Here is a 20,865-nt window from a genome sequence, read left to right as displayed (position 1 = left end):
TCCTGTTTTGCATGCGTTAAGCCTGATGTGCGGGACAGGAACAAAAAGGTATTAAGAAGGAGGATTTGGCTTGGAGATTAAAGAAAGAGTGGAGAAATTAAGGCAGCTGATGAAGGAAAACGGAATTGACGCATACATAATACCCAGTTCCGACGCGCATCAAAGCGAGTATGTGGCCGATCATTGGAAATCCAGGCAGTGGATATCAGGTTTTACCGGTTCAGCAGGCACTGTGGTTATTACGGAAAAAGATGCAGGCTTGTGGACTGACGGCAGGTATTACATTCAGGCGGAAAAGCAGCTGGCCGGTTCCGGGATTCAATTGTTCAGGGCAGGAGAGCCGGATGTGCCTTCATACGAGAAATGGCTTAAAGATGTTCTGAAGGAAGGGGACTGCGTCGGCTTTGACGGAAGCCTCTTTTCGGTAAAGAGCGTTGATGAGATGGAAAAGGAGTTTTCCGAAAAGAAAATATCCTTAAAGACCGACAAGGATTTAATAGGCCAGTTGTGGACGGACAGACCGGGACTTCCTGAGGGCACAGTCTTTGTGCATGATGTTAAATATGCGGGGAAATCAAGGGTTGAGAAGCTCAATGAGGTAAGAAAAGAGATGAAATCCCTTGGAGCAAACTACTATTTGCTGTCTTCCCTGGATGATATCGCATGGCTGCTGAATATCAGAGGATCGGATGTGCCCAACAACCCGGTGGTAATATCAAACGCCGTGATATCCATGGACGGCTGTATCCTGTTTGTCGACCTCAAAAAGATACCTTCGGAAATAAAAAAGGAATTGAATTCTGATGGCGTCGAGTTGATGGGATATGGCGATATCCAGAAGTTTCTGGAAGGTATCGGAGATGGGGACAGCATAATCATCGATCCTGCAAGGACAAATATGAACCTGTATAACTCCATAAACACCAACACTAAGAAAATAAGGCATCCCAATATTACTACACGGTTGAAAGCGATCAAAAATGATGTGGAGATCCAGAACCTCAGAAACTGCATGATAAAAGATGGCGTTGCGATGGTTAAATTCATCAAATGGCTGAAGGAATCGGTGGGAAAGGAGAAAATCACTGAAATATCGGCAGAGGAGAAGCTGGAGGAATTCAGGAGGCAGCAGGAGCTTTTTGTGGAACCCAGCTTTGATACCATAGCAGGATACAAGGATCATGCGGCAATGATGCATTACAAGGCGACTCCGGAATCCCAGTATACCTTGATGAATGAAGGTTTCCTCCTGGTGGATTCGGGCGGACAGTATCTGGACGGCACCACCGACATTACCAGGACTATAGTTCTGGGCAAGCTCACTGAGGAGGAGAGAAGGGATTTTACCCTGGTGCTTAAAGGTTATCTGGGACTGGACAGCGTGAAGTTCCTTTATGGTGCCACAGGCTCCAATCTGGATGTTCTGGCAAGGAAACCCATCTGGGAATACGGAATGGATTATAAATGCGGAACAGGTCATGGAGTGGGCTTTTTCCTGAATGTGCATGAGGGTCCTCAAAGGATAAGCCAGGTTGTAAACAATGTCAAGCTGGAAAAGGGCATGATTGTGACCAATGAGCCTGGTATATATAAGGAAGGGAAGCATGGAATCAGGACCGAAAACATCATGCTTGTCGTAGAAGATGAGAAAACCGAATCCGGGCAGTTTATGAGATTTGAGGCCCTTACCTGCTGTCCCATTGATCTGGATGGAATCGATGTGGATTTGTTGACGGAAGCTGAGAAAAAGAGATTGAATGAATACCACAAGGATGTATACTCCAAGCTTTCACCTTATCTCAATGAAGAAGAGAAAGACTGGCTTAGGAAGGAAACCCGTGAAATATAGAGGGTGTCCCTCTATATAGGACATTCATATTTTGTAATTAATGTGTTATAGGGCGTAATTTAAATCCACCCTGCCGGCATGTATCCACAACAGGGCAAAGAATTTGTCCGAATATGGCGGCAGAGTGGAATATTGCCGCGATTTGCCTTTCCTGTTATACAGTTTAGCAATGAATTCAGCTAATAATGGATGTATTGATTGTTATATGCTTTGAATCCTTTCGGAACAACAGTCATCCATTTCAATTAGCTGAATTCAAACCGATTTTATATAAATAAATAATGTCTGCTAAAATAAAAGAATGTCCCTTAATAATTAGGAGATGATTAGGATGGAAAAAGGAAAAGGGCTTCAAATAAAGCTATTGAGTTCATTGACCAAGGTGTTTGCCGATGAGGAGCTAATGGCAGAGCCATGGTGCAGAGGTTCGATGTTGTCCAATGAGGTTTACTCATTCCAGGTCGCTTATAGGTGGAGCGGCCCGATGATGAAGCAGGTGCAGGTGAAAGTTGTTTCAGAGCTGGCTCCGTGGATATCAGTCCGCAGCGTAGGTCTGGTTCCTTCGGAAATGCCCTGTTATGCCGACCATGACGACTATATTTTAAGATCCACTCCCGGATTGTATCCCGATCCATTGATGCCTCTGGATGAAGAGGGGATTGTACTTCTTCCCGATCAATGGCGGTCCTTATGGGTGGCAGTTGACCCCAGGGGAGCGGCAGGGCCGGGAAATTATACCGTGCAGGTTATATTCCTTGACAGCTCGGGAGAAGAGTTGGGCGATGCTGTATTTCATCTGGAATTGATAGGGGCGGAGCTTCCCAAGCAGTCGCTTATACATACCGAATGGTTCCATACCGATTGCCTGGCGACCTTGTACGATGTGGAAATATTCAGCGAGGAGCACTGGAAGCGCATTGAACAGTTTATCCGCACAGCGGTTAAGCATGGGATAAACATGATTCTGACGCCCATCTTCACCCCTCCCCTGGACACGGAAGTGGGCAAAGAGAGGCCGACTGTGCAGCTCGTGGATGTGGAAAAATCGGGGGACAGCTACAAATTTGGATTCGACAGGCTCCACAGATGGATAGACCTGTGCCTAGCCTGCGGTGTGGAATATTTTGAGTTTTCCCATCTTTTTACCCAGTGGGGTTCAAAACATGCGCCCAAGATCATGGCAAAGGAGAATGGAGAATTAAAGCGCATTTTCGGATGGGACACCGATGCGGCCGGAGAGGAATATAGCTCTTTTCTGGGACAGTTCCTGCCGTGCCTTGTGGACTTCATACAAAAAAAGGGGATCGAAAAACGGAGTTATTTCCATGTCTCCGATGAGCCGTCCACGGAGCAATTGGAGTCCTATAGAAGTGCCAGCGACATAATCAACAGGTATCTTAAAGGCTTCCCGATTATAGATGCGCTGTCGGATTATAAATATTACGAGTTGGGCTTGGTAAAAAGGCCCATACCGGCTACAAACCACATAGAACCGTTCCTTGATAACAATGTGCCGGATTTATGGGCGTATTACTGCTGCGGACAGTATTGCGAAGTATCAAACCGGTTTTTCAACATGCCTTCGGCCAGAAACAGGATAATAGGCATGCAGCTGTACAAGTATGATATAAAAGGCTTTTTGCAGTGGGGGTACAATTTTTGGTATTCCCAGTATTCCCGATATCCCATCGATCCGTTCCGTGTAACGGACGCCGGATATGCCTTTCCGTCGGGAGATGCTTTCGTTGTATATCCGGGTAAGGAAGGACCTATTGAATCTTTAAGGCTTGAGGTCTTTTATGAAGCCCTTCAGGATAAGAGAGCCCTTCAACTGCTGGAAAGACTGATCGGAAAGGAAGCTGTCCTTCATATGCTGGAGGATGGACTGGATGAGCCCATCACTTTCAGCAAATATCCTAAAGGACACGATTGGCTTCTCTCAAAGAGGGAGCAAATAAACAGGGTGATAGCAGAAAACGTACGAATGTAAGCAACTATACGGAATTTTGCAAATAAATAATCTTGTAAATAGTAATCAAAAGGTGTTTAACAGGAGAAGGTTTCTCTTTGCTGTAAGCAAATATAAGGGAATGCCTTCCGAGGAAAGGAAAAGGTTTGGTGCCGGGGATGCATCCTGCTGTTCGGGTAAGTCCCCGGCATTTCCGTTCAGTTTTTATAAGATGCAGCATTTCAATATTGGAAGGGTCTTGTACGATAAAGGATAAGCGATGACTGTACCATGTAACCATGCAGCATTGGTATAGTCCCGGTATCGGTGCCGGTATAAATTCAGTTGTAGTTATAATTCTTTTTGCGATATTTTACATAATTCTGGTTTCAATTGCAGCATTAAGGGAAGGTAAAATTGTTGGAAGCTATTGCCTCCAATGAAACGATATGGTAATATTTTGCCGTGGTCAGTAGAAGCTAATATAGACGTCTATACATATAGATATTAAATATTGTATAATTAGAGTGCTCGATATGCTTGAAACGTTGGAGGAGACTTAGTTATGTCAGTTTTAAAAAAATTCATGAGATATTACAAGCCGTATCGCGGTATTTTTTTTCTTGACATGTTTTGTGCCCTGGTTCTAAGTTTAATAGACCTGGCATTTCCGCAGATATTGAACATATTAACGGATGAAGTTTTTACAGACACGACCGGAAATATAACCCGGGTGGTTGTATATGTCGGAGCCGGCCTGCTGGTGATGTACGCAGTCCGATATGTCTGTGAGTATTACATAACTTCATGGGGGCATGCAATGGGTGCCCGCATGGAAAGCGATATGCGGCAGGATTTGTTTGACCATTACCAGCGGCTTTCTTTTTCCTACTATGACCGCAACAATACAGGGGAAATGATGTCGAAGCTGATCTCCGACCTGTTTGACATAGCGGAGCTTGCCCATCACGGACCTGAGAATATTTTTATTTCAGTATTGAAGATTATAGGCTCCTTTGCCCTGCTGATGATGATAAATGTCAGAATGACTCTGATACTGCTTTGTGTTACCACTGTTATGGTCGTTTTTTCTTTCCGAAAAAACATAAAGATGCGCAGGACGTTCTTGGATAACCGCCGGAAGATTGCAAAGGTTAATTCCCGGCTGCAGGACACTCTCTCAGGGATACGAGTAGTGCAGTCCTTTGCCAATGAAAGCTTGGAGCAAGAGAAATTCAGCAAAAGCAATATTGAATTCCTCGACTCAAAAATAGAAAGCTATAAAGTCATGGGCAGCTTTCACGCAGGGAACGGATTTTTTCAGGGACTTTTATACACAGTTGTGCTGGTAAGCGGAGGATACTTCATCGCAAAGGGCAGTCTTAAGGCTGACGATCTGGCGATATACGCCCTGTATATAGGCATATTCTTAAACCCGCTCAATGTGCTCATTAATTTTACAGAGCAGTTTCAAAAGGGATATTCAGGTTTTGTCAGGTTTCTGGAAGTAATTGAAACAGAGCCTGAAATCGTTGATAAAAAGAATGCGGTGGAGCTCACAGACGTAAAAGGCGACATCACCTTTGAGAATGTGTCCTTTCAATATAAGGACGATGCCGAGGTTTTAAACTCCATCAGCATCGATATAAAAGCCGGAAAAACCGTAGCCTTGGTAGGTCCGTCGGGCGGTGGAAAGACCACCCTTTGCTCCCTGATACCCCGCTTTTATGACGTAACTGCCGGAGCTGTCAAGGTTGACGGTATAGACGTGCGGGATGTCACGCTGAAGTCGCTGCGAAAAGCTATAGGAATCGTGCAGCAGGATGTTTATATATTTGATGGAAGCATCCGTGATAATATCGCTTACGGGAAGCCTGGAGCAACGGATGAGGAAATCATAGAAGCTGCTAAAAATGCCGACATTCATGACTTTATCATGAGCCTTGAGGATGGCTACAACAGTCATGTCGGGGAGAGGGGAACCCGTCTTTCCGGTGGACAAAAGCAGCGTATAGCCATAGCCAGAGTATTTTTGAAAGATCCTAAAATTCTGATTCTGGACGAAGCGACTTCTGCGCTGGATAATGAGAGCGAGCGACACATACAAGCTTCTCTCGACCGTCTGTCAAAAAACCGCACCACTATTGTCATAGCCCACAGGCTTAGCACTATCCGCAATGCTGATGAAATATTGGTAATCAGCAATAATAGTGTTCAGGAGCAGGGTACCCATGAAGAACTGCTGAAAAGGAACGGACTTTATGCCAAATATTACAACATGCAGTTTGAAGGGCTGGATGAGATAATAATGTAAAGGTGTGTTGAAAGTGTGACAACGGTTAAATCAACCGTTGATAAAAATCAATGAATTTAGGTGATAGTGTGAATATATTTGATATTATAGGTCCTGTGATGATTGGACCTTCCAGCTCCCATACCGCAGGCGCCATCAGGATAGCCAGGGTGGCAAGGATGCTGCTGGGGGAAGAGGTTGCAAAGGCTTTGATAAAACTGCATGGCTCCTTTGCAGAGACTTATCTTGGGCATGGCACCGATAAAGCTATTATTGGAGGGCTTCTGAACTTTGACACCGACGATATAAGGATAAGGGACAGCATCCAACTGGCAGAAGAAGCCGGGATGCAGTATACCTTTGAAACAACGGATTTGGGAGAAGTCCATCCCAATACTGCATACATAGAGGTGATGGGTAGGTCAGGCAGGAGCATATCCGTTATGGGTTCCTCGATAGGTGGTGGAAATATTGTCATAACCAGGATTAACGGGCTTGAGGTGGAGTTTACAGGGCAGTATCACACTCTAGTCATACAGCATAGGGACAAGCCAGGCATGGTTGCCAGGGTAAGCGGAATTTTAAGCGGCAGCAGCATTAACATTGCCAGTATGAAGGTGTATCGCACATCCCGGGGAGGAAATGCCATAATGGTCATAGAGACCGATGATTATGTGGATGGAAATATATCGGAAATAATAAAGCAAATTCCGGATATTTTTGAGGCCACCAGTTTACACAAGCTTTAGAATTTTTCATTACCGGAGGAAAATATGTTGACTTATAAATCGATACAGGAGCTAGTAGAAAATGCTGTGGCAGAAAACGCAAGGATTTCGGATGTCGTGCTTTCTGATCAGGCTAAGCAGCTGGCCTTGTCAAAAGAGGAAATCTATAAAAATATGGCCTTCAACTTCGCTGTCATGAAGGAAAGCATTGCTGCCGGGATGAACTCTCAAAGCAAGTCCCACAGCGGCCTGAGCGGTGGAGATGCATATAAGCTGAGACAGGCTATGGATTCAAACAGAAGCATAGGAGGCAGAATTTTTACCGGGGTTCTTGCCAGGGCATTGGCAGTTTCCGAAATGAATGCATGCATGGGTAGAATTGTGGCGGCTCCGACAGCCGGCTCCTGCGGCATATTGCCTGCTGTCCTGGTCACGATTATGGAAGAGAAAAAAATACCGGAGGAGAAGGCGATCATGAGCCTATTTACAGCAGCCGGTATAGGAATGGTCATTGCCAATAAGGCTACCATATCGGGAGCCGAAGGAGGTTGTCAGGCCGAATGCGGCAGTGCGTCCGCCATGGCGGCTGCAGCTGCTGTAGAGATGCTGGGGGGGTCTCCGTACGAAGCTGCAAATGCCTGTGCAATAGCAATAAAAAACACCCTGGGATTGGTATGCGATCCCGTCGCCGGATTGGTGGAGGTGCCGTGTGTAAAACGCAATGCCGCCGGAGCGGCAAACGCCTTGACTGCTGCAGAACTGGCACTGGCGGGCATCAAGAGTGTAATACCTCCTGATGAGGTGATTGATGCCATGAAATCTGTGGGAGTGTCCATGCCCTATACTTTGAAGGAGACTGCAAAAGGCGGTTTGGCTGCAACACCTACGGGCAAGAGTATAGCAAACAATTTCAAAAAAGGAATAAAATAGTGTCAACATTGTTGAACACTTTTCGAAAAATGTTTAACAATGTTGACAAGAGGTATATATATTAGTAAAATAATCAATAAATTATAAGATGGACATAATAGTTTAACAACCGATTAAAATGTTGTTCTATTATTATTGTTTGTGAGGTATTGTACTAATGAATGATACTACGGCCTATAAAGCCTTAGCCAAAGAAATTGAAGAATTGAAAAGCAAGCTCTATGGAATATCCAGCGATAAGCAATTGAGCAGCAAGGAAGTCGTAGAAATGAGCCAAAAGCTGGATTCTCTCATCGTGAAATATTATAAGCATGTCTATATGCCGCCGACTTGGCTGGATTGTCATTAAAAAGAACAAAAAAACGAAAAAAAATCCAATATAATAAAATTTCACTATAGTAATATTGGATTGAGAATACTAGATGAATAATCTCCATGATTATATTATAATATTGTCATGAGCGAAAAGAAGCGTTTACTAAATCTTTGATTAGGAGGAGATCAAATGAGCTTACTGGAGGAAATTTCCCAATTTCTGCAGCAGGGCAGAGCCAAGAATGTTAAAGAATTGGTGCAAAAGGCTATTGACGAAGGTATGGATGCGAAAACTATATTGGAAGAAGGCCTTCTTGCAGGAATGAGTGTTATAGGTGAAAAATTCAAAAACAATGAGGTATATGTTCCGGATGTACTTATTGCAGCCCGTGCTATGAATGCCGGTACCGAAATACTCAAGCCTTTACTTGCAGCAAGTGGGGTTAAGGCAGTCGGCAAGGTGGTAATCGGAACTGTAAAGGGCGACTTGCATGACATCGGAAAGAATCTCGTAAGAATGATGATGGAAGGTAAAGGCCTGGAAGTTATAGATCTGGGTGTTGATGTGCCTCCTGAAAAATTCATAAATGCGGCAAAAGAGCATAATGCGCAGATAATTGCATGTTCCGCGCTTCTTACGACAACGATGGGAGAAATGAAGAATGTTGTGGAAGCAGCCAAGGTGGCTGGCATAAGAGATAAGGTTACAATAATGGTAGGAGGAGCTCCTGTAACCGACAGCTTCTGCAAGAATATAGGTGCGGATATATATACTCCGGACGCGGCCTCTGCCGCAGACGAAGCCGCAAGGGTTTGCAAGGCTTCCTGATGAAGGGAAACCGGTTGATTGAAGCCAATTAAAAGGGAGATGTATTTTTATGCATCTCCCTTATGTTTTATAACAAGTTATATTATGGTATTCTTTATAACATAAGCTGTGATTGGTCTGATTAAATTAACAGGACGTATGAAAACCAAGGTGCAATACCTTTAGTCCGTTCCTCCTGCGATAAATTACGAATATGGATTAAAAAACTATATGAATAGCCTTTGGCAAGTTTCAGGCGAAGTTTCGGCAGACGATGGAGGAAGGTCATATCGCAGTTAAAAAGTGATGGATGCAAAATGTTGTAAAGGGGGATTTTAATGGACTATAACGTAAAAGTGCATGATAAAAGCGGAACCAGGAGTTTAAAAGCCGGCGCCGGGATCAATTTGCTGGATTTTTTGAGGATGAATTCCGTTGATGTAGATACTCCATGCAGCGGAAAAGGGACCTGCGGAAAATGCAAGGTAAGGGTGCAGGGGCTTATGGAAGAAGCCTCTGAAAAAGAAATGAAACTGCTGGGGAAGAATGCTTTGGAAAATGGGTACAGACTTGCTTGCTATAATAAAATCACCTCCGATATTGAAGTGTATGTGGATTCGGATGCCGGGGAGGCGAAGATTGCTACCGGGGCGAAGGAGAGAGAGGTGGAGCATTGTCCCATAATCTCAAAGCGGTTTGTGAAGCTGAAAGCTCCTGACATAGAGGATCAGGCTTCGGATATAGAAAGGGTGACTGCTTGCTCCGGCGGGTTTGATATGCCGGAGGATATTGCACTTATCAGAACATTGCCTCATGTTTTAAGGAACAGCGACTTTGCCGTAACATGCGGATACATGGATGACAAACTGATTTTTGTTGAACCGGGGGACACTACTCAAAAGCTCTATGGAATTGCCGTGGACATAGGTACAACCACTGTTGCGGCCTATCTGCTGGATTTGAACACCGGAAAGAAACGGGATGTGTATTCCCTGCTGAACCCTCAGAGAAAGTATGGTGCTGATGTTCTCTCCCGTATCGATTATACGGTAAGCTGCCCCACCGGCTTGGATGAAATGAATGAGCTGATAATCAGCTGCGTGAATGAAGCCGCTTCTGTATTCTGCAGCAGGGGAAACCTTGCCAGGGAAGATATCTACGCCGTCGTGCTGGTGGGGAATACCACAATGATGCATTTTCTGATGAAAATACCGGCGAATAACATCGCTGCAGCCCCGTTTATTCCTGGGACAACGAGGATGCACAAGTTCAGGGCGAGGGATATGGGGATAGAAATCAATCCTTTCGGCTATGCCGTAATGTTTCCCTGCGTATCGGCATATATCGGAGCGGATACGGTGGCAGCAGTGCTTTCCAGCGGAATGTATGAGAACGATGGGATTTCGCTCTTGATCGATATCGGTACCAACGGAGAGATAGTGCTGGGAGGCAGGGATTGGTTGTATTCATGCTCTACCGCCGCTGGGCCGGCTTTTGAGGGGGCAAACATAAGAAACGGTGTCGGAGGAGTAAAGGGAGCGATAGATAAACTGGATTTTGCCGGTGGTTTCAGCTATACCACCATAGGGGACAGCAAAGCTATAGGCATATGCGGATCGGGCATAGTTGATGCAATAGCGGGAATGCTCTCTGTCGGTGTTATAGATGAGACAGGAAGGATTGTGGATGAAGATGATGAGATATATAGCCAACTGCATGAAAGCATCAGGGAGAGGCTGGTGGACATCGACGGCATGAAGGCCTTTTTGATTGCAAAAGCGGAAGAATGCGCTTCACCCATTGATATAGCGATTACCCAGAAGGATGTAAGAGAGCTTCAGAATGCCAAGGCCGCCATAGCAGCAGGTATAAAGGTGCTGGTTAAAGAGGCTGGTATAAAGATGGAGGATGTCGACAGGGTTTATCTGGCCGGTGGGTTCGGCAGCTATATCAATATTGCCAGCGCGTTGAAAATCGGTCTTCTGCCGGCAGAACTTGAGGGAAGGGTGGAGTCCATAGGAAATGCCGCCGGAGCAGGAGCGATAGAAGGGATTGTATCTTCCGTCATGCTGGCAAAAGCGGATGAGATAAGAAGCAGGATAAAGTATATTGAGCTTTCCGCCAAGCCTGAATTTGTGGATGAGTATGTGGAATGCATGATGTTTGAATGAAGTGGTTTTCCATGGTGTGTTTAAGCATGAAGTATGATGGCACTTTTTAAGGGGAATTTTTGCAAAAAAAGGCTCCAAACGGAGCCTTTCGCCTGTTAATTCCGCATGACGGCATTGGCTTTTTTACATTTTTTTAAAGCGTGGTATGGTTAAAAAAATTAGAATACGATATGAATTTATTTGGTTTTACTTCTATCTGCTTTTTTGTTAATATATAATATGTAAAGCATTATACATGGTTGTTCTAGGCGTGGTAGCGCTATGATACTAATACTAATCGGAAGAAAGGAAGATGTTAATGAGCAGCTTGCCCGTATCAATTCAGAAGGAAATTGATGCAATATCGAAGAAGTTAAGTAATCGGCCCAAGCTTAGTGATATGTTTAGAAACTGCTTTCCCAATACTTTAGAAACAACAACAGAACTGCTGGAGGATGGCACAACTTTTGTTTTTACAGGTGACATACCTGCCATGTGGCTCAGGGATTCAACAGCCCAGGTGCGCCATTATATTCCCTTTGCGTCACAGGATGAGGATGTACGAAGGATAATAGAAGGTCTTATAAAAAGGCAGATAGATTACATATGCATAGACCCATATGCTAATGCTTTCAATAAGGAGCCCAATGACAAATGCTTCAGCAATGATATTACCGAACACAACCCTTGGGTATGGGAGAGAAAGTATGAGATTGACTCTTTATGTTACCCTATACAGTTGGCATACCTGTATTGGAAAGCCACAGGTTCGGTAGAGGTTTTCGATGAAAAGTTCAAAAAGGCTGTAGATGTGATTATAAACTTATGGATTACCGAGCAAAACCACTGGGAGAAGTCCAAATACAGCTTCCAGAGGTTTAACTGCCCTGAAAGCGATACCCTTATAAACGAAGGCAAGGGAGCAAAAGTGGGATATACAGGCATGACCTGGTCCGGCTTCAGGCCCAGCGATGATGCATGCAAGTATGGTTATCTGATTCCTTCCAATATGTTTGCCGTAGTAGTGCTCGGATACATAGAGCAAATCGCCGGCGAAGTATACAAGGACAATGATCTGGTAAAAAAAGCCGCATCCCTCAAGGATGAAATCGACAGTGGCATAAAGAAATACGGTATGGTTGATCATCCTGAGTTTGGAAGGATGTATGCTTATGAAACCGACGGCCTGGGCAATTACAATTTTATGGATGATGCCAACGTACCCAGCCTTCTGTCCATACCATATTTGGGGTACACTACGGCGGATGATCCTGTTTACATCAATACCAGAAAGTTTGTTTTAAGCGAAGCCAACCCGTATTATTATAAAGGAAAATTTGCAAAGGGGATAGGAAGCCCCCATACTCCTAAAGGATATATATGGCATATTGCTCTCACTATGCAGGCCTTAACCTCCAATGACGATAAAGAAATTGCAGAAATCGTCGATATGCTGGAGAAAACGGACGCAGGCACCGGATACATGCATGAAGGATTTAACCCCGACAATCCCAGTGAATTTACAAGATCCTGGTTTGCATGGGCCAACTCGCTTTTCGGTGAACTGATATACAAGCTGGTCAAGGAAAACAAATTATAATTGGCCGGATGATTATTCTGCATAGTTTGTAATGATTAGGAGGAGTTTTATGTCTTCAAAAACCAATGGGGCTAAGCTCATGATAGCGGCATATCTCGGTGACAGAAGCACGCATATGCTGAGAGAAGAAGATGTAATGAAGCTTACGCATATCAATTATGCTTTTGCTCATGTGAAGGATGGTGAGGTTACCGGTAGCCATTTGAAGAATATTGGCAGGCTGAATGAATTAAAAGCGCTGAATCCGGATTTGAAAACGGTGATTTCCATAGGCGGATGGGGAGCCGGAGGCTTTTCAGAAGCAGCTTCTACGCCTGAATCCCGAAAGAAATTTGCCGATACTGCTGTGGAGCTAATGCTAAGAAACAATTTTGACGGTATAGATATTGACTGGGAATATCCCTGTTCATCATTGGCCGGCATAGCTTCCAGCCCGGACGACAAACAGAACTTTACCCTTATGCTGGCTGAGATTCGTGAAAAACTGGATTTAGTAGGCAGGGAGAGCGGAAAACACTATATGCTCAATATAGCTGCCGGAGCCGGCCAGTATTTTCTGGATGGGACCGAAATGGATAAGGCCCAGCAGTATTTAGATTATGTCAATCTCATGACTTATGATATGAGAGGCAGCTTCCAGAATACTACCGGGCACCATACAAACCTGTACGATCAGACGGGGGATCCGGACGGAATAAGCGGGGAAAGAGCCGTGAATATGTTTGTGGAAGCCGGAGTACCGGTGGAGAAAATAGTTTTGGGGGCCGCTTTTTATGCCCGGGTATGGAAAGGCGTGGAAAACGCCGGCACCGGACTCAATAGGAAGGCTCAGACAACAGGATGCCATACAATTGATTATACAGGCTTGCTGGAATCTTATATAAATAAAAACGGTTATACAAGATATTGGGATGACCTGGCAAAAGCGCCGTATTTATTTAACGGAGATACCTTTATCTCCTATGATGATGAGGAATCTTTGACATACAAGGCTGAGTTCATAAAAAACAGAGGGCTTGCTGGAATCATGTTCTGGGAATATCCGCTGGACAGCAGCTATACTCTGGTAGATAGGCTTTATAAGGAGATTAACTGCAAATAAGAGTCTCCTGAAGCTGATATGTTAAAAACAAATATGGTTTGAGAAGGAAACTTCTCGTTTCAGAAAGAAAATAGGCCGGAGATTGCAATCAAATCCGGCTGATTTTGATAGTGCCGTTCCCGAACTTAAAAAGGCCGGGAGAATGCTCCTCCATGTGCAGGACATATTTAAAACAAGAAAGGGCATGTTTCAGCTTGGTGTTTAACTTTCCATCAGATTGGGTTTTAAAATTAAAAATATTTCAACCAATAACCTATTTAGGGGGTAATGATTTATGAATGATTATATGAAGGCAATGCTTTTTAAGCGCCCGGACGCAATTCCTGTCGGTATATCGCTTCTTCCTGCCACTTGGATGAAGTACAGGGAGGAGCTAAGCGACTTGGTGGAAAGGCACCCCATAATATTCCCGGGATACAAAAGAGAAGGCCATGATTATGACTGGAAGCCGGATTCCTATAAAGAAGGGGAATTCACTGACGCCTGGGGCTGTGTTTGGGAAAACGTAAAGGATGGCTTTGAATCAATTGTGAAAAAGCACCCTATACCCAGACGGGAAGACATAAGGAGCTTTAAGGCTCCCACTGTGGACGCGGGATTGCCTCATGGCTTCATGTTCTTAAGACTGACTGACTTAAGAGGCTTTGAGGAAGCAATGATAGATTTTGCAGAAGAGCCGGAAGAACTTCAGATGCTCATTGACATAGTTCTGGAATATAACATGAGACAGATTGATATATTGCTGAAAAATAACAAGTCTGAGATATTATACTTCGGTGATGATCTGGGGATGCAGACCAGCCTTCCCATCAGCCCTGAGAAATGGAGGAAGTATTTGAAGCCTTGTTATGCAAAGATGTACTCCAGGTGTCATGAGGACGGCAGGTATGTATATATGCATTCCGACGGGCATATATATGAAATAATACCGGATCTTGTCGAGTGCGGAGTCAATATAATCAATCCTCAGTTCAGGGCAAACGGCCTTGATAATCTGGTGCGGGTTTGCAAGGGAAAGGTTTGTGTCGCTATCGACCTGGACCGCCAGATGTTCCCCTTCTGCAGCCCGAAGGACATCGATGACCACGTACGGGAGGTAGTGGAAAAGCTTGGCTCTCCGGAGGGCGGCCTGATACTCCAGGCAGAATGTGCATCGGATGTGCCCCTTGAAATAATTGAAGCTCTTTGTGTAGCCATGGAAAAGTACCGGTTGGCCTTTTCGTGATAATGTGGGATCAAGGTATTTTCATGGACGGAATTGTATAATGGAGCAAATGTATCAGATAAAATTATTGTAATAGCTATTTTTAAGAGATAATAGGAAAAAGGCTGCATTCCAGAGGTTTTATGACGGAATGCAGCCTTTTATTCACTTGACTTCAATGACTTTTAATAGCATTAGTTTTATGAGCTGCCGATATCAATGTTCATCATAGAAAAAAGGCTGTTTTTCAACTGAAGAAAAATGACAGTGAAAAGCTCTACGAAATTATCATGAGGCTAAAATGTTCATGATGGATCGAATGTAAATATCAATAGCATATCCATAACCGGGGGGTAAGCTGGCTGCCTTGTCAGGGGATTCCCAGGCAAGGCAGCCGGTTTTAAGTTTATATTCCTGCCGTACGATTACTTATTGGCAGTTTCTCTTTTTTAATATATTTTCACAGAACTCCAGATCCTCTATAGTGTTTACTCCATATATTTCATCGGATGCGTCTATGGTATAGCTGGTAACTTTTTTGCCGTCCTTTATGAGTATCACCGGCACGTCGGTAAGGTAATACTCCTTTTGATTATTGTTGTTATCTAGCTTCTTGAGGCTTTCTAGCAAAAGCTTGCTCTTGAAGACATAGATGCCTACGTTCACTTCATTGATTTTCAACTGCTCCGGGGTGCAGTCTTTTTTTTCAACTATACTGATGATCCGTCCGTCGGAATCTCTTATTATCCTGCCGTAATCGGGAGGGTTTTCAACAACAGCTGTAAGTATGGTGCAATCTGCGTTTTCCTTTGCATGGACTTCGATGATCTTTTTATAAGTCTCCTCCCTGATAAGGGGCATATCACCATAAAGGACCAGAACATCTCCGTCATAATCTTTAAGGTAAGGCTCGGCCATCATGACGGCGTGACCCGTTCCCAGCTGCTCATCCTGGTTTACATATACATATTCGCCTCCGACAGCTTCCCGGACCATTTCCTTTTTGTAGCCAACTACGATACAAGTGTCTTCCTGCCTTATGAATTTTATATTCTCAAGAACATAACTTATCAAAGGTTTTCCGCAGGCGTTCCTCAAAACCTTAGGCAGGCTGAACTTCTCCGATTGAAGCCTCTTTCCTTTGCCGGCTGCCAATACCACCGCTTTCATTATACTATTTCCTCCTTATCCTTTCTTACACCGCTGTCCTGCTTCATTACCCTGCCGGGATACCCTAAATCGGCAACGGCTTTAATTATCCTGTCACAATCCTCATCATAGGCATAGACATAGGCGCATCCGCCTCCTCCGGAACCGTTTACTTTTCCGCCCAGAGCTCCGTTGGCATAAGCGGTGTCCAGAATGTTTTCTATGGTGGGGGTTGATATGCCAAGGCCATCCCTGAGATTGGCATGGTGCTTTTTCAAAAGCTCACCGAAGACTTCCGGGGAAAAGCTGTAGCCTTTAATGAGTGCTTCGGCTTCCTTTAAAATCCTGAAGTTATCTATGCTTGCCATTAACTTTGTCTTTCTTGTTTCATCCAGCAGCTTGAGATATTTGAGATTATCTTCATCATAATAGAAGTCCCTTACGCTTGATATACCGACATCCTTAAGATCGTCCAGGGCGCTTATTACAGGGTATTTTGCGTCGGCCAGCACCTTTGTGGTGTTTTTACGCTCCATGGAGTCAAAGAGGATAAAGCTGCCCGGTATTGTCCTGTTTATTCTGGAGACTTCCGTGGTTTCATTAAACTTCAGGTGAACAAGCCCCCCCAGGGCTGAGGTATAATGGTCCATCATTCCCCCAGGTTCCTTGAATTCTTCCACTTCAGCCTTGAAGCCAAGCAATGCAATCTTTTCAGCATTGTCCTTGTCGGGGGAGTCGATCATTTCCAGCAAAAGCTTTGTCAGCACAACAATCATCGTGGTGGATGAGGACATGCCTTTGCCTATTGGGATTTCTGAGTCCATGGTTATATCAAAACCATGCTTTATTGGATATCCGCTTTTCAATAGCAGGTTGACCGTGCTTTTCAGATAATCCCGGTTGTTTTCATAAACTATGGGCTTGGATATGTCAATTGTTTCTGTTTCGTATAGCCCTTGGGAGTTCTTAACTCCAAGGTAATTGAGCCTTTCATCCCTGATTCTGATGCGTATGAGGCTGTCCTCCCGGTCGGTTGCCGAAGCATAAAATCTTAAGTTTATTGCGGAGGCGATCACCTCAAGGCCGAGATAATCCTGGTGCTCTCCAAACAAACATATTCTGCTGGGTGTCGATACATATACTTTTCTTTTCATCCGGATGTTCATCCTTTCTTATGGAAATTAAACTAAGATAATTTAAGAAATTGCTGCATTTTTACGTTTACATCCTTTGCCTCGGCTTCCGCGGGCATCTCCGAGAATATCCGTATCAGTGGCTCGGTCCCTGAGAACCTCGCAACTATCCATCCGTCGTTTTCGAAATATACTTTTACTCCGTCTCTGTAACTTACCTCCCTCACTGGGTATCCGAAATCAGGAAGCCTCTTTTGCTTAAATAATATATCGGAAAGCTCCGTCTTATATTCCTGAGCAAATTTAAAATCCCTTTCCACTGTATACAGGTTGCCGAACTCCCTATGGATGGTATCCAGCATTTCGGAGATTTTCTTTCCGGTAGAGCATATCATTTCCACCAACAGCGAACCGGCAAAAATGCCGTCTTTTCCTTTGATATGGCCTCTTATCGTCAAACCGCCGCTGCTCTCACCGCCTATTACGGCATCTGTTTCCTCCATTTTGGAGCTTATGTGCTTGAAACCCACAGGGACTTCATAGCATTCCTCCCCGAAGGATTTGGCTATCCTGTCCAACATATGGGTGGTGGCGATATTCCTGACAACTCCGCCTTTCCATCCTTTATATTTGACGAGGTAATAGTATAAAAGCACCATGATATCATTGGGATGTATGAAATTCCCCTTGTCATCAATTATGCCAAGCCTGTCAGCATCGCCGTCGGTGGCTATTCCCAGGTCGTAACCTTTTTCCGTGACGATATCTTTAAGGCGGGTCAGGGTTGCTGCTGATGGGGAAGGCAGCCTGCCGCCGAAAAGAGTATCATGCCGGTCGTTAATAATGTCCAAATGGCACCGGGCTGTCAGAAGTATGGTCTGAAGAGAGCTTTTGGATACTCCAAACATCGGATCAAGAAGTATTCTCAAGCCCCTTGACCTTATGGCATCCGTATCAATCATGCTCAATATGGTGTCTATATAATCGTTAAAGGGGTCTATCAGCTTAATAATGCCATCTTTTAGTCCCTTTTCAAAAGGTGTTGACTTTATATCTTCCTTATGAAGATTTTCCATCCGGTTTTCCAGGCGGCGGGTCACATCTTCCGTGGCATCCCTTCCTCCTTCGGTGAACACCTTAATGCCGTTATAGTCAGCCGGGTTGTGGCTGGCTGTCACTGCAACCCCATATTTCGTGCCCAGCTTTTTTACGGTGAACATTATCATCGGGGTAGGAGCGATATTGTTTATCAGATGAACCGCAATCCCGTTGGCCGCCATAACTTCTGCAACCCATTTTGCGGCCTTGTCCGAAAGGAATCTTCTGTCGTAGCCTATCACTATGCCTTTATCTGTTTGATTTTTGGCCTTCATATCGTCGGCTATAGCCTGGGAGAGGAGCTTTACATTATCCATGGTGAAGCCCTCACCAATTATAGCCCTCCATCCTCCGGTACCAAATTTAATCATTTTATAAAACCTCCATGTGTTGTTAGTTTAATATTAAATCCTATTTCTTATAATGTATTTGCAATATCCTTCTATTTTTTTATAAAATCTTATTGGATGACTAAGCTCATATGATTAACAACAGCATTCACCGTATCAAGGATGGTGGATAATATGATAGAAAACCTGAATGCAATTAGCTTCAATAAATATGGAAACATCATATATGAAGGTTTCAGCCAGGGTATAAAATCCATTTACCATGGGGATGTAATTTTGGAGGAGCATGAGATAAAGGAAAAAACTGCCGGAAAGTTCCTGCGTGCTGAGGATTCTCCCGTGACTTTGGATATTGTTGACGGCATTGCCATACTGTGTGTATCTTTAATGCCGTCCCAGGAGGAGATAAGGATGTTTCTCCTGGACAAGGCGATAAGCATAAATCCGGGTGTTTATTACTGCGTGCTGACCCTTTACGGCAGGTGCCGCATTAAGTCAGCCATGCTTGAAGGCTCCCGCCTAAAAGAGCTGGAAAACTCCCGTGAGTTTGCTCCCCTGGGAATATACCCCAAGGTTGAGATAAATAAAGTCCACACCCTGTTTTATCAAGAGAAGGAAAAAGGATTTATCTTCAAGGGCGAAAAGCATGGCTTCTGGGAGTTCACCTACGTCGACCGGGGAAGCATGTATAATATAGTAGACGGAAAAGGTTACAGGCTGAGCCAGGGAGAGGCTATGTTCTACGGCAGTGACCAGCACCACATCCAGTGGTCCGATGTAGATTTATCAGTATGTTTTGTCACAGTAACCTTTGATATGGAGTTTGAGGAAGCATCTTTGCTGACGGACAAAAAATTTATCCTGGACCATGAAATGAGGGAGTTAATTGGAAAAATAATAGCTGAGAGCAGTAACAACTCCTATTATGCCGATGATCTGGTTATTTGCTACCTTAAAGAGCTTATCATAAAGCTCGTACGGGGTGAGAAGCTTGAAAGCACGATAGACAGGCAGGAAACCCAGGTCAGATTCAAAATAGAAAATTCAATTGTGGCAAGATGTCTGGAGTATATACACAATAATATAAGCAGGAAGCTCTCCGTATCGGATATTGCAAAAAGCATACCCATCAGCCAGTCTTATCTTTCCATCATATTTAAAAAGCATATGGATATGACTCTGGTGGACTATATAAACAGCTTTCGCCTTGAAAAGAGCAAGGAACTGATAAGAAGCGGAGAGTACAATATCACACAAATAGCGGACCTTCTTGGTTATACATCGGTTCACTATTTTTCCAACCAGTTCAAGCTGAAATATGGCATCAGTCCCAGGAGCTACGCAAAATCCATAAAGAGCTGAGGCCTCGTATTGCCGGTGAGAAATATTGGATTCATGCTCAGGGTACGCGTTCATACTTGGGATGCGCAGCTTTGCATGGGTGTAAAACTTAAGCGGCGCAACAGGCTAGGTAAGCCCCCAGATTATGTCAATGTAAAATGGATTGTGCAAAAATTTGTTCTTATGCTAAAATAATGTTATCATACAGGTGGTATTAAGGATTTTCGCGCTAGTGTCCGACGCCCTTTGTAAGGCTTGCTGCGGTGCCGGCTCGGTGCCTTATAATGAAATCCTTAATCCGCTTAAAAACAGATAAAATTTAAGGAGAGATACATTTTATGAGTTTGTATGAGCAATGGGAAAATGCTGTAAAAAACATAAAAACACAGGATGAATATGATAAGTACTGGAAGGCATATTTTGAAAAGGAAAAGAATGCATATGAGAAAATTCTGGGGGCAAAAGAAAATATCATCACCGGTACCCTCAGTGAATTGGCTGAACGCTTCAATATGAGCCCGGTGGATTTCACCGGTTTTATCGACGGAATAAACACCAGCCTTCTGGAAAGCATTGATCTGGATACACTGAATGAAAACAGTGAAATAAAGCTGGAGATAGATTTTGAGAAACTGTATTTCAATATGCTGGATGCTAAAGCCGACTGGTTGTATAATCTGCCCCAGTGGGATGATATACTGAGCGTTGAGAGAAGGCAGGAAATCACAAAGGAGTATAGGCAATCAAAAATTGCAGTAAGCAACAAGGTCGGGAGAAATGATCCATGTCCTTGCGGAAGCGGCAAAAAATATAAAAAATGCTGCGGCAAGAATTAAAGCTCCGATTCCGGCCTGTTGTTTCGCATCG

General features: G+C 44.1%; 16 protein-coding genes. 13 read left to right on the top strand and 3 right to left on the bottom strand.

Annotated elements, in window-relative coordinates; genetic code table 11:
- The first annotated feature begins 70 nt into the window (after positions 1–70).
- The 11 genes from CDO33_RS16595 to CDO33_RS16545 all read left to right on the top strand — a co-directional run bounded on the left by CDO33_RS16595 (position 71) and on the right by CDO33_RS16545 (position 14,948).
- The gene (locus tag CDO33_RS16595; RefSeq protein WP_103079757.1) at positions 71–1,849 is read left to right on the top strand and encodes an aminopeptidase P family protein; all 1,779 of its coding nucleotides are present in this window, start codon (positions 71–73) and stop codon (positions 1,847–1,849) included.
- A 331-nt stretch (positions 1,850–2,180) separates the two neighbouring features.
- Positions 2,181–3,839 (top strand): DUF4091 domain-containing protein, encoded by a 1,659-nt coding sequence (locus tag CDO33_RS16590; RefSeq protein WP_202849459.1) that lies wholly within the window; start codon positions 2,181–2,183, stop codon positions 3,837–3,839.
- Between the two features lie 523 nt (positions 3,840–4,362).
- Positions 4,363–6,111: an ABC transporter ATP-binding protein gene (locus CDO33_RS16585; protein ID WP_103079755.1), complete on the top strand. Its 1,749-nt coding sequence runs from the start codon at positions 4,363–4,365 to the stop codon at positions 6,109–6,111.
- A 50-nt stretch (positions 6,112–6,161) separates the two neighbouring features.
- Positions 6,162–6,839: an L-serine ammonia-lyase, iron-sulfur-dependent subunit beta gene (sdaAB, locus tag CDO33_RS16580; protein WP_202849458.1), complete on the top strand. Its 678-nt coding sequence runs from the start codon at positions 6,162–6,164 to the stop codon at positions 6,837–6,839.
- A gap of 24 nt (positions 6,840–6,863) precedes the next feature.
- Complete coding sequence (gene sdaAA, locus CDO33_RS16575) at positions 6,864–7,748, top strand: L-serine ammonia-lyase, iron-sulfur-dependent, subunit alpha (RefSeq protein ID WP_103079753.1); 885 nt, start codon at positions 6,864–6,866, stop codon at positions 7,746–7,748.
- 157 nt (positions 7,749–7,905) lie between these two features.
- Positions 7,906–8,097 carry an aspartyl-phosphate phosphatase Spo0E family protein gene (locus CDO33_RS16570; protein WP_103079752.1) on the top strand — a complete coding sequence of 64 codons (192 nt, stop codon included), beginning with the start codon at positions 7,906–7,908 and terminating at the stop codon, positions 8,095–8,097.
- Positions 8,098–8,253: 156 nt separating this feature from the next.
- Positions 8,254–8,892 carry a cobalamin B12-binding domain-containing protein gene (locus CDO33_RS16565; protein WP_103079751.1) on the top strand — a complete coding sequence of 213 codons (639 nt, stop codon included), beginning with the start codon at positions 8,254–8,256 and terminating at the stop codon, positions 8,890–8,892.
- A 317-nt stretch (positions 8,893–9,209) separates the two neighbouring features.
- Entirely contained in the window at positions 9,210–11,042 is a 1,833-nt protein-coding gene (locus CDO33_RS16560; RefSeq protein ID WP_103079750.1) for an ASKHA domain-containing protein, read from the top strand.
- 298 nt (positions 11,043–11,340) lie between these two features.
- Positions 11,341–12,621, top strand: a complete 1,281-nt coding sequence (locus CDO33_RS16555; RefSeq protein ID WP_103079749.1) for a glycoside hydrolase family 125 protein — start codon at positions 11,341–11,343, stop codon at positions 12,619–12,621.
- 49 nt (positions 12,622–12,670) lie between these two features.
- Positions 12,671–13,723 carry a glycoside hydrolase family 18 protein gene (locus CDO33_RS16550; protein ID WP_103079748.1) on the top strand — a complete coding sequence of 351 codons (1,053 nt, stop codon included), beginning with the start codon at positions 12,671–12,673 and terminating at the stop codon, positions 13,721–13,723.
- A 274-nt stretch (positions 13,724–13,997) separates the two neighbouring features.
- Positions 13,998–14,948, top strand: coding sequence for a uroporphyrinogen decarboxylase family protein (locus tag CDO33_RS16545; protein WP_103079747.1), 951 nt, complete (start codon positions 13,998–14,000; stop codon positions 14,946–14,948).
- Between the two features lie 408 nt (positions 14,949–15,356).
- Here the strand turns inward: CDO33_RS16545 and CDO33_RS16540 are convergent, their stop codons facing one another.
- From CDO33_RS16540 to CDO33_RS16530, 3 genes are read right to left on the bottom strand one after another with little or no spacing between them, the layout of a single operon-like run.
- A complete protein-coding gene (locus CDO33_RS16540; RefSeq protein WP_103079746.1) occupies positions 15,357–16,097 on the bottom strand; it encodes a sugar phosphate nucleotidyltransferase in 741 nt (246 codons plus the stop codon).
- On the bottom strand, positions 16,097–17,230 hold the full coding sequence (locus tag CDO33_RS16535) for a GHMP family kinase ATP-binding protein (RefSeq protein ID WP_161496395.1): 1,134 nt from the start codon (positions 17,228–17,230) through the stop codon (positions 16,097–16,099). Before CDO33_RS16535 ends, CDO33_RS16540 begins: the two co-directional genes overlap by 1 nt.
- A 32-nt stretch (positions 17,231–17,262) precedes the next feature.
- Complete coding sequence (locus CDO33_RS16530) at positions 17,263–18,678, bottom strand: phosphoglucomutase/phosphomannomutase family protein (protein WP_103079744.1); 1,416 nt, start codon at positions 18,676–18,678, stop codon at positions 17,263–17,265.
- Positions 18,679–18,819: 141 nt separating this feature from the next.
- On the opposite strand from CDO33_RS16530, the gene CDO33_RS16525 reads away from it, so the two are divergent.
- Both CDO33_RS16525 and CDO33_RS16520 read left to right on the top strand, forming a co-directional pair.
- Positions 18,820–20,019 (top strand): AraC family transcriptional regulator, encoded by a 1,200-nt coding sequence (locus CDO33_RS16525; RefSeq protein ID WP_103079743.1) that lies wholly within the window; start codon positions 18,820–18,822, stop codon positions 20,017–20,019.
- 317 nt (positions 20,020–20,336) lie between these two features.
- Positions 20,337–20,834, top strand: a complete 498-nt coding sequence (locus CDO33_RS16520) for an SEC-C metal-binding domain-containing protein (protein ID WP_103079742.1) — start codon at positions 20,337–20,339, stop codon at positions 20,832–20,834.
- Positions 20,835–20,865: the final 31 nt, after the last annotated feature.

The sequence above is a fragment of the Clostridium thermosuccinogenes genome, from assembly GCF_002896855.1.
Taxonomy (GTDB): domain Bacteria; phylum Bacillota; class Clostridia; order Acetivibrionales; family DSM-5807; genus Pseudoclostridium; species Pseudoclostridium thermosuccinogenes.
Note: the sequence above shows the minus strand (reverse complement) of the source record. Positions and strands in the feature narration are given on the sequence as shown.